The following is a 14,969-nucleotide window of genomic DNA, read 5'->3' on the forward strand; positions in this document are numbered from 1 at the left end:
TTGTGGTACAATCCGCAAATCCAAGAAGAAGGCCTCGCAACAATCCAAAAAAAATCCTTCGTGGGTCCTAGTGTTCTTCGTGGTTAAAACCTATGTGGTTAACTAAAAACTATTGCTTATGTTAATATTTGATGTGTCAAGGAATTAAATCGTTAAGGGTTTGAACTTAAGCAGGGTATGAGCCAACCCGTCAACTAAATATCCGTTATCTTAGAAACTCTAATACTTGTACTTATGAAAAGATTGCTACTATTCATTTCGTTGACTTCAGGGCTTGCCTTTGGTCAAACCACTCAATTGATTTCTGAGGAAACTTACAATCAGATGAAAGTAAGTGGAACATTGGATCCTGCTGTAAATTATCAACTGACTTCAAACACTTCCAATCCTGTTATCCATTATTCCGGTTCACAGGAAAAAAATGGGGTTTGTAATTGTATGGTTCCTTTGGATACTACATTCATCCTGGCAATGACGCCGAATGATGATTACTATTCGAACCTTATTACGCTTCCTTTCACCTTTGATTTTTATGGGAACACATATAATTCACTCTATATAAACAATAACGGGAACATCTCTTTTTTAGGCCAATACAGCACCTTTACAGCAAATCCTTTCCCGGATTCAAGCTATAACATGATTGCGCCATTCTGGGGTGATGTAGACACACGGGATTCTACTATGACCGGGAATATCGGAAGTGTATGGTATAAACTGACTCCGAATGCATTGGTAGTAGTTTGGGATCATGTGGGGTATTTTAATACGCATGGAGATAAAACGAATACGTTTCAATTAATTATTTCAGATGGAACAGATCCACTGGTACCGATCGGTAACAACGTTTCTTTCTGTTATGAAGATATGCAATGGACAACAGGTGACGCCTCAGGCGGAATTGCCGGTTATGGCGGAGTACCGGCTACAGTCGGTGTGAATTATGGGAATGGAGTAGATTATTTCCAGGTAGGACGATTTGATCAGCCGGGAACAGGTTTCGACGGTCCTTACAATAATTCGGATCAGATAGATTTCCTCGATAATATGGAAATGTATTTCAATGTTGCCGGAGCAAGCTCTTCCAATACACCTCCAATGGTAATTGCGGCTGGAATTTGCGATACGATTGATGTGTATTCGGGAGATACTTTGAAATCAATTCACACGGTCGATTTTACGGTAATGGTTGCAACACCTGAGATTAACCAGTCCTTGCAAATTAATGTAACGTGTCCGGCTTATCCGAATGCTGTTTCGGTTGTTCAGACTCCGATTGGAAATGAGTTCGTAACGGTAGATGTAACTTTTGACGCTACATTGGTTCCTCCCGGAATGTACAATGTAATCATTACAGCAACTGATAACGGAATACCGGTTGCTACAACTACCAAATCGATTCCGATTAATGTTCAAAGCTACGCACTTGGTTTGGATGAGTTTGACAATACCTTCTCGATCTATCCGAATCCTGCTAATGATAAATTAAATATCCAGCTGAACAATGGAAAACAAGCTTCTGTAGAATTGCTTGATTTACTTGGAAATTCGGTTTATTCAGCTGAAATCGGAGCAACAAAAACGATCGGTATCGCTCATTTGAACGCAGGTATTTACATTGTAAAAGTGACAAACAATAACCAGGTTTCAAGTACACGCTTCATTAAAAATTAAGATATAACAGTATATTTTGCTAAGCCCGCTATTATCCCGATAGCGGGCTTTTTGTTTCCAAAAATTCGAATTTCCATTATTGAACATTGCAACATTGCAATATGGCAATGTTGCAATGTTGCAATTTCGCTATTTCTTAAGTAAATAAGTCTTTAGCCTTCCGTCTCAAATCTTTTGCCTAACATCTTATATATCCTGACATCCCTTTTTGACTTTTGCATTCTCATTTTGGATTTTTAATAACCTGTTCATAAACTTTCCTAAATGTTTTTGTCCCTCCTCCAATTTTCCCTAATTTTATAGAAACTCAACCATAGCGTATGTTTGACTGGGAAGACGATAATGACAATTTTGAGAACCATCTAAATGATGATTTGGCGCGTTTCGAATCGCAGCTGGAGACCAACTCGGTTGGGTTTTTTGATAGCGATCGTTTGGAAGCAATCATAGATCATTACTTAATGAATGGAAATTACTCCAAAGGGGAATTGGCTGCTGAAATCGGAATCCAGCAATATCCGTTCAATACCTTGTTCCAAATCCGCAGAGCTCAGGCAATGTCTGGCTTAGGAAAATTGAAAGAGGCGCTGGAATTATTGGATACGGCGGAGCAGATCGATTCGGAATCAATGGAACTTTACCTGACAAAAGCAACTATTTTTAGTCAGCTGAGAGACAGTAAAAGAGCTGTAAACTTCTTTCGCCGGGCCTTGGAATTGGCCGACAGGGAGGAGAAGGACGAGATCTTTCTTGATTTGGCAACAGAATTGGAGCAATTAAAAGACTTTAAAGCGGCCGTTGAGGTCCTGGAAGAAGCAATGCGTTCAAACCCTAAGAATGAAGGTGCATTGTACGAATTAGCCTTCTGTTTCGATCAGTTGGGGAATAATGCCCAGGCGATTCAGACTTACAGGCGGTTTTTAGATGACAATCCATACTCCTTTACTGCCTGGTACAATCTTGGGAATACCTATTCGAAAGAAGAAAATTTCAACGATGCCATTACTGCCTATGAATATTGCGTAGCAATCAATGATCGTTTTTCACCGGCGTATTTCAATATGGGAAATGCCCAGCTGACAATTGAACAATACAAGGAATCCATTGAATCCTTCGAACGCTGCATTGAAATAGACGGAGATGATCCTTTGACCTATTGTTATTTGGGTGAAGCAAATGAGCAGCTGAACAATTTGACGGTAGCCTGGGATTTTTACCAAAAAGCATTGTCGATGTCTCCGACCCTGGCTGAAGCCTGGCTTGGATTAGGGATTGTGAAAGATTTACAGGGACATCCGAAGGAAAGTTTGCATTACATAGAAAGAGCATTGGAAATCGAACCGAATATGGATGGTTATTACCATGTGTATGCCGGTGCGCTTGAAAATGCAGAAATGTTTGTGGAAGCAGAAGAAGCTTATCTTGCTTGTTTAACTCTGGATCCTGCCAATGAAGATTGTTTCTTTGATTATGTGGATTTCTTGCTGGAACACCGGGTTGGTGAGGCGAGAACCTTTGTGGAAGGCTATGTTCTGAAGCATCAGTTGTTCTTTTCGGTTCTCCCGATTATTTACCTGAATTGGGTAGCCGGAAATCACGAAGGTGCTAAATTAGTGTTAGTTGAGTCTTTCGATAAAGATCCCGGAAAAACAAAAGATGTATTTATTCGCTATCCGGAATTGGCAGATGTTCAGGAATTAGTAAATTTGACACGCTCTTAGAGTTTTATTTTGACATGTGTCACTATTATCCCAATTTACCAAAAAATGAATTTTAGTTTACCTCACATTCCGGAACGTACAAAACAACCGCGTAACAACGGGATTACAATGATGATGGACAAGGGTTTAAGTTTGAGAGAAGCAGAAGACTTCATTCAGGCAAACGGACACCTTACGGACATAGTAAAGTTTGGTTTTGGAACAGCATTTGTTACAGCCAATCTGGAAGAAAAACTCAAGTTATATCGCGAGGCAGGATTAAAACCCTATTTTGGCGGAACGCTTTTTGAAGCGTTTTATGCCCGTGGCCGCTTTGAAGATTACTTGCGCTTATTGGATAAGTATGATCTGGACCTGGCGGAAATTTCCGATGGTTCTATCATCATAAATCATAATGAAAAGCTGGAATTGATCCAGCGCATGGCAAAAACACGAACAGTACTTTCTGAAGTCGGGTCGAAAGATTCGGGAATTTTGATTAGTCCGGGAAGATGGATTAAGATGATGAGCTCAGAATTGGAAGCCGGATCGTGGAAAGTAATCGCAGAAGGCCGTGAAGCAGGTAATGTAGGTGTTTTCCGTCCGAACGGAACTGCCCACACCATGCTGATCAATAAAATTATTGCAAAGGTTAAGCCTGAAGATATTTTATGGGAAGCTCCTCAAAAGAACCAGCAGGTTTGGTTTATCAAATTGTTCGGAGCAAACGTGAATTTGGGAAATATAGCACCCAATGAAGTTATTCCATTGGAATGTCTGCGTCTTGGATTGAGAGGAGATACTTTCTTTGAATTCCTTCCTGAAGATTATGCGCAACGCTTAAAACAAGTAGACTCAGACGAGCCTGAAGAGGAAGAAGAAGCGTAATGTTCCAGGCAAAGACTGTATTGAGCGGACATGCCGGACCGATTTATTCGGCTTCCTGGGATGGTAAATTTCTGTACAGTTCTTCCGGGGATAAGTATGTAACGCGCTGGGATTTAACAGCTGGCATACAGGATTCTTCTTTTACCGTAAAACTGGAACATGCAGCTTATACGGTTGAAGCTGCAGATCATTTTTGCTTTATCGGGTGCACCGATGGCACTTTGCTGTGTATTGATACGGAAACCAAAAAGATTGTCTGGGAACATAATTTCTTTGGAAACGCTTGGTTTTCATTAGCGATCGATACTACCCCGAATTGGTTGATAGGCGGTGATTCGGAAGGGAATTTGCTGGTATTGGAATCACACACGGGAAAACGGGTACTTCACCTTCCATTGGCAGCCGGTAAGATCAGGGCTATCACCATTGCAGATAAGTTGTGCTTTGTAAGTACTCAATTGATCGGTGTTCTGGTTTTTTCCAGTGAGAATTGGAATGAAATCGCTTCCTGGGAACCCAATGAACTGGGAAGCAACGTACTCTTCGTGGATCCGGTAAAAAAGGAGATTATCACTGGTGGCAGAGATGCACATATAGCAATAAGCAATTCGAATTATAAATTGATTAAACGTATTCCGGCACATTATCAAACGATATACGGATTAATAAGAATTGGAAATCAATTTATTACAGCATCCCTGGATAAAACGGTTAAAGTCTGGAACGCTGATTTCTCAAAAGTAGAACAACGCATTGAATTCAAACAGGGCGGACATAACCGTTCGGTTAATGGGATTGTGCTGGTTAACAAGCATACCTTTGTTACTTACGGAGATGACAAAAAAATCATAATTTGGGAGAAAGACCCCTTGATTTCTTGGTCTGATAATTGATTCTGAGAACGATTTTTTGTACATTAGTAACATTATGGACAACGATTTTAATTCTCTCTATCCGCCAAAACCATTTTTGGAAAAAGAACCCATAAGGCAGGGACATATTGCTGTAACGGTGTTCTCTCTGATGTTATTTGCCTTAAGTTTCCTCTTGTTTTTCGATAGTCAGATTACTTTCCTGATTGAGTTAATTGCCGTTTTGATAATTCATGAAGGCGGACATTACCTGTTCATGAAACTTTATGGGTATGAAAATGTACGGATGTTGTTCCTTCCGCTCATGGGGGCATTTGTTCATGGTCACAAAGAATCATATCGCCAGAGGGAAAGCCTGATGGTTGTAATGGCCGGACCCTTTCCGGGAATAATTCTGGGTGTTGCTTTTTGGATTTTCGGATTTCAATACGAAATTCTATGGATGGTTGAATCCGCTATGATTCTTTTTGCTGTCAATATTTTGAATTTACTTCCGATTCTTCCTTTGGACGGGGGCAGGATGTTAAGTATCCTGTTTTTCGAACGGATAGAGTTGTTCCAGGTAATTTTCTCTTTCATATCTTCACTTGCACTGATTGCAATCGGTTATTTCATGGAATTCTATGTCATTTTGGTTTTCGGATTTTTAATGGGATTCCAGGTACGCAGTCTTCACCGACGGTATTTGATCCATAAAGGCCTGAAAGAAGACGATGTGAATTTTAATTCAACTTACGATAATCTTTCTGATCGTTCTTATCACTTTGTGAAAAACCATGTGTTGGAAAACACACCCGGTCTCCGGCGATTCGTTGAGAACATGGAAGGGGAGGAAACCAAAACTGTGGTAGCTAATGAAGTGAAGAATATGTTGGTTCCGCCAATGGTGCAGGATTTAAACGCATTCAGGAAGATTTTGGTTATCATTGCCTGGATTTTAGCTATTTTTGGCCCCATCTACCTGATGTGGAGTCAAGGTGTTTTTAATAAAATCTATGCAGTTTAAAGTCGGTCAAAAAGTTTCTTTCTTGTATGAAAAAGGAGATGGAATTATCTTGAGTTTCGAGGGTAACCGCGCACACGTAACGGATGATTCGGGTTTTGACCGTTGGTTTCCCTTGAATGAGCTGGTCTTCATTCATTCCGAAAAATATGCAGATGATGAAATTACTATTTCCAAAGAAGACATGGAACCGGAAACGAACTTCCGGATTATCCAGGAGCGGACAGGGGTAAAGAAGCCCAGGACGGTTTGGGAAATAGATCTTCACATTGAAGAGATCCTCGAATCTACGCAAGGAATGTCGAATACGGAGATTCTGCTTAAACAGATGTCGGAGTTTCGTGCGATTTTCAAAAAAGCAAAAAATCAGGCAATCCATAAATTGGTAGTGATCCATGGGGTAGGAGAAGGTGTTCTCAAAAACGAGATCCGGACTTATTTAGCACAACAAGATCAGATCGAAGTGTATGACGCGGATTTCCTGGAATATGGTAAAGGAGCAACAGCTATTGAATTCCACCCGAATTGGTAATGAATGAATCTGAATTAATTGATGACCTAAAACCAATCGCTCCGAAAAGTACAGATCACTCGGTTCGAATAGTGGTCAGTATTTTAAGTGTTTCGATAATAGTCCTGGCAGCATTTTGTTACATGGATATTCTGTGGTGTTTCAAAAAATATGCGGAAGTAAGAGGGAGAGTCCTGATCGGAGCCGAATCGTTACACGGAATGGTTAGTGCTTTTTTTACTGCCAGTATTCCTGCTATTGCCTATAATTGCAGGAATAAAAAAGCGATTGATTACACACCTGTTACGTATTTAATTCCTTTAGTGTTTGCTACGGTTTTGTTTATTGTATTCCTGGTGCTGGGTATGGAATTGCTTTTAGTTATTTCTCCGGAACTGAGTAATCTCCTGATACCTCAAAGAATTGTAGCTCCACCTTTTTCCTTTTTCTTCGATCTGCTGTTTATTTTCGCAGCGTTAATAAGTTTTCTGACACTAAAACTGGTGTTTCGAAAAAAGAAGAGAAAATCGATTCATTAAAAAAACACTTTGATTCTTTATTGCTATTAGGAGCTTGAACCTTTTATTGTTTCTCTTTGCGCTCTTTACCTTGCATAACGTCATTTCTGACTATGCTTCGTCTTCAAAGGCCTTGCTTTTTCTTCTTTGCGGTTGAAAAAAAATCCTAAAGAAATTCTTACAAGCACACGAAATTAATTCAGTAATTTGACCATTACGAAATCATCCATCACATACCCATTGCCAATATCAATAACTTCTTCACGATCGGTGGTGAAACCTTGTTTGTGATAAAATCCGACAGCCTTGTTTCGTTTGTTGACATTGAGGTGAAGTTTACTGTTTCCGTTCTTTCGGGCTTCCTTTTCCACTTGGTCAAGCAGGATTTTCCCCAAACCGGAACCTTGTGTACTCGGAAGGATATACAATTTGTGGATCCGGGTAAAACCTGCTTCCGGATAACCGTGTTCAATTCCGCAAAACCCTAAAACAGTTCCATTTTCCTCGGCAAGCCAAAATGCCTGTTGCGGATCACGGATTGCAGTTGTGATCTTCATTTGATTGTACATCAGATCGAGCATGTAGCGGATTTGTTCCGGTGAGATAACCCCGGCATAAGAAATTGGCCAGGTAGTTTCAGCAATCTCCTGAATCGCCGGAGCGTCTTCTAATGTTGCTAAGCGAAGAGTAATCATATTATTAAATATCTTTTCCGAAGGAATACATGTCATTATGGTTGAATTCGATCTTGTCTTTGACTTTTTTAATTGTTTTGATCAATCCGAAAACAAACTCATCTGAGTGAGTTTTCAACCATTTGAAGCCTGATTCTTCGTCATCAATTGCAATTGCTGCATTGTATAAAAATTCGAAGCCGTGAAGCTGTAGCCAGTGCTGTGCACTTTCATTTCCCTCAGCGGCATTCACGAAAGCCATCAAATGCGGATAACCGTTTTTAAGAAGCCAATCTCTTGCTTCCTGTTTTAATTGGATGGCCTGGTTTACAAAGAAGATTTCTTCGTATCCGTTCTCGTAAAGGAATTTCTCCAGATCTTTATGGCCTTCCAATGCCTTGATCCAGGCTAAAATGATCTTAGTCGGATAGTTAAACTCTGCAAATTCGGTGTTTGCTTTTTTAACAGCTACCTTCTTTTGCTTCCGCTCTAAAGATTCTTTTCCAAATATGCGCTTAAACCAATTCATTTGACTGCCGGAACTTGATAGAACATGTATGATACTAAGATAGCGATAATTATCCCGATTATATCAACGATTAATCCCACACCGGCTGCGTATCTTGTGTTTTTTATTTTCACGGAACCAAAATAAACTGCCAGGATATAGAAGGTGGTTTCTGTTCCGCCTTGCATGGTAGCGGCAATTTTTCCTACAAAAGTATCCACGCCTTTAACTGTCGCAGTTGTATTGGATTCTATAATGCTTTGCATCATTGCACGTCCACCTGATCCACTGAAAGGTTTGATTAATCCTACAGGAAGGGCTTCCACAAATTCAGTGTGTACCATTCCGATTGAAGTGAAAAACCAAACCAATCCATCCTGAACAGCGTCTAATGCTCCTGATGCTCTGAATAATCCGATGGCACATAAAATAGCGATGACATAAGGAATAATAGTAATTGCAACCTGGAAACCTTCCTTTGCACCTTCTATGAATTCTTCGTATACGACAACTTTTTTACGAATGGCAAGGAGGAGGAATAACAGGATGATTGCAAAGAGAATCCCATTTCCCAGGATGTTGGAAATGACTTCCGTATATTGCGGAAACCAAAGCGAACACAAAAGTAGAGATGAAACGAAGCCCATGCCTCCAAGGAAATAAGCAATCACTACCGGATCTATCAATTTGATTCGTTGTTTGATAGCAACGATGATCAATGCAAATAGGGCAGATAGGAAAGTAGTAATTAGAATTGGAAGAAATACTTCCGTGGTATTATCTGAATGAAATTGAGCTCGAATAGCTAGAACACTGACCGGAACAATTGTCAAGCCTGCTGTATTCAAGGCCAGGAACATGATTTGTGCGTTGGAAGCAGTTTCTTTGTTTGGATTTAATTCCTGCATTTCCTGCATTGCTTTTAAACCCAGTGGTGTTGCTGCATTATCCAGTCCTAGCATGTTTGCACTGAAATTCATCATGATAGATCCAGCCGCGGGATGATTCTTAGGGATTTCGGGGAAAATGCGTATAAATAAAGGTGAAATTAATCGGGATAGCCACTGAACAGCTCCGCCTTTTTCCCCGATTCGCATGAATCCAAGCCAAAAGCAAAGTGCGCCGGTAAGACCTAAAGAGATTTCAAAACCTGATTTTGCAGAAGCAAACAAGGCTTCCATCATGCGTTTGTAGATATCCAGGTCTTGCCAGAATATCAACTTACTTGTCCCAACCAAAAAGGCAATCAGGAAAAAACCAATCCAAATGCGATTAAATAACATAAGTCAAAAGTCGGGATTAAATTGTTCGCTTACTTCGAATGTGTTTCGCAAATATGAACAAAGTTTTCAAGAATGATTACCCCGTGATTCCCGGATACTTCGGGATGAAATTGTACTCCGTAAAATGGTTTTGTTTGGTGCATCATTCCTTCATTCACTGTCGCATCGGAAACCGCAACGTGTATGAAGTCTTTAGGGATACTAATAGCTTCGCAGTGGTCCTCCATCAATTCGATTTCTACCGGAAGTTTTTCAAAAAGCGGACATTCTGCAATGACTTCAACAATCTGCCAATCGCGGTCTTCCCGTTGCCTGTTGGAAAGTGCCCCGAAAGTTAGACCAAGCATTTGGTGCCCGAAACAAATTCCCAATACGGGTTTCATTTCGGTTTTCAGCCATTCAAATTGCTTTAAGTAAGGTTCCGTATCAACTTCTGTGATCAGGATCGGTGCACCAGAGATCACAAAACCAAGCGCGTCGGCATGGAGCTCTCTCTGGAATTCAAAAAGAGGAACAACACGTGTATCCATGAATTCATAAAGAATGGATTCAATCAATGGTGTTTTGGAACTTCCGCAATCTATTACTACGATCATAAATCTATCTGGCCAACTCCCTGGCGAATAATTTCTGCGTTTCCGTTAGTACAATCCACGATCGTGGAAGCGTCCAGTTTCCCCGGACCGCCATCAATAATCACGGCAACCTGGTCGTCATAGCGTTCGTAAATAGAAGCCGGATCCACGAAGTAATCCATGATCTCATCTTCAGAGTCATGAAGAGATGTAACAGCTAGCGGGTTTCCTAATCGCTCTACAATTTCCTGCACAATTTTATTGTCCGGGATACGGATCCCGATCTCTTTTTTGCTGGAATCAAATAATTTGGACACTTCATTTGTTGCATCCAGGATAAAGGTGAAAGGACCGGGCAGGTAATGTTTCAGCAAACGAAAAGTATTCCTGTCTAATTGTCTTACATATTCTGAAACCTGGCTCAAATCCGAGCAAATAATGGAAAAGTTTGCTTTTGAAAGCTTAATGTCTTTCCATTTTGCCAATTCAGCCAGCCCTTTTTTGTTCATAACATCACACGCAACCGCATATACTGCATCGGTAGGAATAATAATGATCCCACCTTTTTTCAATTCATCCACAACCTGTTGAACGAGTCGCTTGTCAATATTATCCGGATTAATTTCTATGAACATCTTAAATGATTTGTAATATAAATTTAGTGAAATTCGCCGATAAGCCGTTATAAATGCAAAAACCAAAATGCAAAAAGTGGAAATCACAAATCCTCCTAATTGAATTGGACCTTTTGAATTTTGCATTCATCATTTTGAATTAACTAAGTATCTTTGCACAAAACAATTCTCATGAAATTCCTGATATTTCTTTCCCTTACGGTTTTCACTTTTAATGCAAGTGCTCAATTAGACAGGAAAGCGATCTACAGCGCTTTGGCCAGTAACTCAAAAGAACTGGTACAAAAACAATTGGATGGATTACAAGATGCGAAGGAGTCTTCTGAAGTAAAGGCTTTTAAAGGTGCTCTACAAATGAAAGCGGCTCAGTTCCAAAAAACGGCAAAAGATAAAATGACTTTGTTCAATTCCGGAAAGAAAGTACTTGAGTCTGAGATCAAATCAAACGACGGAAATGTGGAATACCGTTTCTTGCGCTTGCTGATTCAGGAAAATGCACCCAAGCAATTGAAATACAATGGAAATATTGACGAAGATGTGGCTGCAATTATTGCCGGATACAGTAAATTGAAAGAATCGACGAAAACTGCTATTGAGTCATATGCTAAGAAATCGGCGTCTTTGAAAGGATTGATATAGGTGCGTGACTAATCGGGGTATATGTATAATTCGCACCCAAGCCATTTTCTGAAGTACAATACTTTTCATTTGCCACAGATACGCAGATTTTTTGCTCGGCTACCGCACTCGCCTTTTTTAATAATATCAATGATTTAGAGGTTTACAAAAAAAGAGGCGACTGGTAAGCGCCTCTCATTATCTGTGCATCTGTGGTAGAAAATAAAAATGGGTGCGTATTGTGATTAATTCCCGATTAATCGCGCACCTACTTAGGGTTCATCATTATTGTACATCTGCCTTCACTTTCACTACTGTGATGCGAGGCTCCGTATTTGCAGTTATTGTAATTGTTTTTTCACTAACACCTTTTCCGCTGGGTTTAAATCCAACTTCTATTTTATCGGATTTTCCTGGGGCGATAGGACCTTCGGGCTTACTTGGTGTAGTGCATCCGCAGCTTGCTTTAACATCCGAAAGAACCAAAGGTTTACTGCCGGTATTCGTAACAGTGAATGTGCAATGGTTTTCAACACCTTCCGTTACTTTTCCGAAGTCGTGAATCTCTTTGTCTATTTTCATAGAGGTCACTGATTCAGCTTCAATTTGCTGCTGCTTTTTTAATTCCTTTAAAGCTTGTTCGTTTGCTTTGATCGTTTCAGGATCGTCTGCAACTTCCATAACCAGGTTGTCCTCTGTCTTCTCGGTCTTGTCTGAACAAGCACTCAATGTTCCGCCAATGATTAAAAGGCTAATAAAGAAACTTCTTTTTTTCATTTTAATTTAATGCCAGTTTTTGTTTGTCGTATTCATTTGATTCAAGCAATTGGATTGCTTTTTGAAGAATTTCATTCTTTTGATTATAGATCTTATAGAAGGCTTCTATACCGAACAAATCGTTAGCAATAGTTGCTTTCAATCTCAGTTCCATAATATCCTTACTGATCTTATACTGATCTTCTTTGAATTCAAAGTCTTTGTTTTCCTTCTTCACATATGCAAAGAACTCGTCCATCAGTTTTTTGTCTACAGTAAAATCGGAAATGAACTGGTCAACCGTCTCATATTTTTTATGTAGTTCATCTCTGTTCTTATCTACATAGGTTAAAGGGAAACTTGTAAAGGCCCCGTTTTGAACTGTCGTACGATACAGATCTGTAATTTCGGATGTGTCGATCGGAACAAAGAAGTCGGGCATAATGCCACCGCCGCCGTAAACAGCTCTTTTTGTTACCCGTGTTTCGAATTTCAATGAATCAGGAAGTTTGATGCTGTCGATATGAGAGAATTCTCCATGCATAAAACGGCGCATATATTCGTTTTTATAATCGTCAATGTCTTCGTATGATCGCTGGATAAAACGTCCGGAAGGAGTGAAGTAACGTGCAATTGTTAAGCGCATCTGAGAACCGTCGGAAAGGTCGATAGGTCTTTGTACCAAGCCCTTGCCATAGCTTCTTCGCCCGACGATTAATCCGCGGTCCCAGTCCTGAATAGCACCCGAAAGAATCTCTGAAGCCGAAGCCGAATTATCATCGATCAGGATAACCACTTTTCCTTTTTCCCATGATCCGTTTCTTCCTGCATTGAGATCCTGGCGCGGTTGTGCACGGCCTTCGGAATAAACGATCAATTTATTGTCGGATAAGAACTCATCTGCAATCAGTTGGGCTGCATAAAGTAATCCGCCGCCGTTTCCTTGTAAATCCAGCACCAGGCTTTCCATACCCTGGGCTTTTAGTTTATCCATTCCTTTTTTGATCTCATCATGTGAACTGCGAGAGAAAGAAGTCAGTTTTAAATACCCGATTTTCGGACTTACCATATAAGCACAATCAACTGAATTTACGGGAACTTTATCACGCGTAATAACATAATTGATCGGTTTTTTCTGAGCTTTACGCATAATGTCTACACGTACTTTTGTTCCGGCTTCACCCAGTAACTTTTCACGAACCTGGTTGTTTTTTAAGCCGACTCCGGCAACACTCTGACCGTCAATTGCTATAATTTTATCACCTGCACGGATTCCAAGTTTTTCGGAAGGTCCGCCTACAATTGTCTCAACAACCATCAGGGTATCTTTCAGAATCTGGAAACGAACTCCAATTCCAACAAAGCTTCCGTCGATTGCAACATTGGCTGCGTCAACTTCATCCTTCGGAATATAAACCGTGTGCGGATCCAGTTTTTCCAGCATGCCGATTATTGCAGCATCCATTAATTCTTTGTCGTTTACAGGATCAACGTATAATTTGTCTACGTAGGTGAATATCTCGTCCAGGCGTTGACCATTTGAAGGTGATTTCGGTTCGGTCGGAACCTTTTGAGCGATAGATATAAATGAGTGGATACTTAAGCCAAGTACCATCAAAACGCCATAATATTTCATACAATTTTCTTAAGAATACTAATATAATGATAAAACGTTCAATCAACTTGTTAGAAAGAGTCTAAGTTCCCGATTCCTGTTAAAAAAAGATAATTTGAATCCGGAGTTACCAACAATTGAATGTTGGTCTTTTATTCTCTGACCCAACAGGTGCTTTTTGTAATTTTAAAACGTATACTCAAATATGAAACAGTTGAAAGTTTTAGTATTATTGACAGGCTTGATTTGCATTTCCTTTGCATCATTTGGTCAGGTAAAGGCTTTGGATAAGCTGGAGGTATTATACGATCAGGGACATTACAAAATGGTTTTGCGCAAAGCGAACCGTTTGCTTGACCAACCGGATTACGATTATTCATACAAGCCTGAATTCTACAAAAGTTTAGCTTTATTTCAATTGGCAGATCAGGGTTTGTGGGCCGAGTTCCATCCAAAAGCTTTGCAGGAGGCAAGGGAATTGTTCAGTGTAGTAATAGCTTCTCCGGAAGGAATCAAAGTTTTTAATACGCATTTGAATCATGTTTCCCAGCTGAAACGGGATTTGGTAAAAAAGGCACTGGCATATAAAGCCGAAGGTAAACAGGCGAAATTTGATGAGATCCAACAGATCCTGTTTGGTTTGTTCGACCGTATTCCGGATTTGGATGTGCCGGGAGAAATTAATGCTCCGGTTGTGGATGCCCCTGAAATCAGAGAAACAGCTGCAACATCCCAGGAACGGGAAGCCATTGTTAAGTATGCGAAAAAACAGTTAGGTGTTCCATATAAATGGTCGGGCGTGGATGTGGATGGTTTTGACTGCAGTGGTTTTACAAGTTACGTAATGAAAGAGTTTAAAGTTTCTCTTAGCAGAAGGGCCGAAGATCAGTACAATTCATCTACGAAAGTGAAACAGAAAAACGCTCAAAAGGGGGACCTGGTATTTTTCAATAACGGTTCGGGAATTTCTCACGTTGGGATTGTTATTTCTGCTAAAGGCGAACCTTTGACAATGATACATGCGAGTTCAAGCAAGGGAGTTATTGTCACCAACATCGAGGATTCGGAATATTGGCTGAAACGGCTTTATGCAATCGGAACCTATGTAAAAGGGGAATGATTTTAAATTATAAATATCA

General features: G+C 40.1%; 16 protein-coding genes. 9 read left to right on the forward strand and 7 right to left on the reverse strand.

Annotated features, from left to right (window positions below; genetic code table 11):
- Nucleotides 1-234 precede the first annotated feature (234 nt).
- The 7 genes from K0S23_RS02090 to K0S23_RS02120 all read left to right on the forward strand — a co-directional run bounded on the left by K0S23_RS02090 (nucleotide 235) and on the right by K0S23_RS02120 (nucleotide 7,187).
- Complete coding sequence (locus K0S23_RS02090; protein ID WP_300353577.1) at nucleotides 235-1,674, forward strand: nidogen-like domain-containing protein; 1,440 nt, start codon at nucleotides 235-237, stop codon at nucleotides 1,672-1,674.
- 320 nt (nucleotides 1,675-1,994) lie between these two features.
- Nucleotides 1,995-3,395: a tetratricopeptide repeat protein gene (locus K0S23_RS02095; protein WP_300353580.1), complete on the forward strand. Its 1,401-nt coding sequence runs from the start codon at nucleotides 1,995-1,997 to the stop codon at nucleotides 3,393-3,395.
- A 45-nt stretch (nucleotides 3,396-3,440) separates the two neighbouring features.
- Nucleotides 3,441-4,262 carry a phosphosulfolactate synthase gene (locus K0S23_RS02100; protein WP_300353583.1) on the forward strand — a complete coding sequence of 274 codons (822 nt, stop codon included), beginning with the start codon at nucleotides 3,441-3,443 and terminating at the stop codon, nucleotides 4,260-4,262.
- A complete protein-coding gene (locus K0S23_RS02105; RefSeq protein WP_300353586.1) occupies nucleotides 4,262-5,155 on the forward strand; it encodes a hypothetical protein in 894 nt (297 codons plus the stop codon). The genes K0S23_RS02100 and K0S23_RS02105 overlap by 1 nt, the downstream gene beginning before the upstream one ends.
- Nucleotides 5,156-5,189: 34 nt before the next feature.
- Entirely contained in the window at nucleotides 5,190-6,140 is a 951-nt protein-coding gene (locus tag K0S23_RS02110; protein WP_300353589.1) for a site-2 protease family protein, read from the forward strand.
- Complete coding sequence (locus K0S23_RS02115; protein ID WP_300353592.1) at nucleotides 6,130-6,669, forward strand: Smr/MutS family protein; 540 nt, start codon at nucleotides 6,130-6,132, stop codon at nucleotides 6,667-6,669. The genes K0S23_RS02110 and K0S23_RS02115 overlap by 11 nt, the downstream gene beginning before the upstream one ends.
- Nucleotides 6,669-7,187, forward strand: a complete 519-nt coding sequence (locus tag K0S23_RS02120) for a hypothetical protein (RefSeq protein ID WP_300353595.1) — start codon at nucleotides 6,669-6,671, stop codon at nucleotides 7,185-7,187. Before K0S23_RS02115 ends, K0S23_RS02120 begins: the two co-directional genes overlap by 1 nt.
- A gap of 173 nt (nucleotides 7,188-7,360) precedes the next feature.
- On the opposite strand, the gene K0S23_RS02125 is transcribed toward K0S23_RS02120, so the two are convergent.
- Genes K0S23_RS02125 through K0S23_RS02145 form a run of 5 tightly spaced genes read right to left on the reverse strand, consistent with a single transcriptional unit; the run spans nucleotide 7,361 to nucleotide 10,841 of the window.
- Nucleotides 7,361-7,861, reverse strand: a complete 501-nt coding sequence (locus K0S23_RS02125; RefSeq protein ID WP_300353597.1) for a GNAT family N-acetyltransferase — start codon at nucleotides 7,859-7,861, stop codon at nucleotides 7,361-7,363.
- A gap of 4 nt (nucleotides 7,862-7,865) precedes the next feature.
- Entirely contained in the window at nucleotides 7,866-8,369 is a 504-nt protein-coding gene (locus K0S23_RS02130) for a hypothetical protein (protein ID WP_300353600.1), read from the reverse strand.
- Entirely contained in the window at nucleotides 8,366-9,631 is a 1,266-nt protein-coding gene (locus K0S23_RS02135; protein WP_300353602.1) for a nucleoside recognition domain-containing protein, read from the reverse strand. The genes K0S23_RS02130 and K0S23_RS02135 overlap by 4 nt, the downstream gene beginning before the upstream one ends.
- 29 nt (nucleotides 9,632-9,660) lie before the next feature.
- On the reverse strand, nucleotides 9,661-10,227 hold the full coding sequence (locus K0S23_RS02140) for a gamma-glutamyl-gamma-aminobutyrate hydrolase family protein (protein WP_300353604.1): 567 nt from the start codon (nucleotides 10,225-10,227) through the stop codon (nucleotides 9,661-9,663).
- On the reverse strand, nucleotides 10,224-10,841 hold the full coding sequence (locus tag K0S23_RS02145; RefSeq protein ID WP_300353606.1) for an L-threonylcarbamoyladenylate synthase: 618 nt from the start codon (nucleotides 10,839-10,841) through the stop codon (nucleotides 10,224-10,226). Before K0S23_RS02145 ends, K0S23_RS02140 begins: the two co-directional genes overlap by 4 nt.
- Nucleotides 10,842-11,012: 171 nt before the next feature.
- Here K0S23_RS02145 and K0S23_RS02150 point away from each other — a divergent pair, with 171 nt between their 5' ends.
- Nucleotides 11,013-11,480, forward strand: coding sequence for a hypothetical protein (locus K0S23_RS02150; RefSeq protein WP_300353609.1), 468 nt, complete (start codon nucleotides 11,013-11,015; stop codon nucleotides 11,478-11,480).
- A gap of 264 nt (nucleotides 11,481-11,744) precedes the next feature.
- On the opposite strand, the gene K0S23_RS02155 is transcribed toward K0S23_RS02150, so the two are convergent.
- A complete protein-coding gene (locus K0S23_RS02155) occupies nucleotides 11,745-12,236 on the reverse strand; it encodes a DUF1573 domain-containing protein (protein ID WP_300353611.1) in 492 nt (163 codons plus the stop codon).
- Between the two features lies 1 nt (nucleotide 12,237).
- A complete protein-coding gene (locus K0S23_RS02160) occupies nucleotides 12,238-13,851 on the reverse strand; it encodes a S41 family peptidase (protein WP_300353614.1) in 1,614 nt (537 codons plus the stop codon).
- A gap of 184 nt (nucleotides 13,852-14,035) precedes the next feature.
- On the opposite strand from K0S23_RS02160, the gene K0S23_RS02165 reads away from it, so the two are divergent.
- Nucleotides 14,036-14,950 (forward strand): C40 family peptidase, encoded by a 915-nt coding sequence (locus K0S23_RS02165; RefSeq protein WP_300353616.1) that lies wholly within the window; start codon nucleotides 14,036-14,038, stop codon nucleotides 14,948-14,950.
- The last annotated feature ends 19 nt before the right edge of the window (nucleotides 14,951-14,969 follow it).

Origin of the sequence: Fluviicola sp., assembly GCF_029266855.1 — a bacterium.
Taxonomy (GTDB): Bacteria; Bacteroidota; Bacteroidia; order Flavobacteriales_D; family Crocinitomicaceae; genus Fluviicola.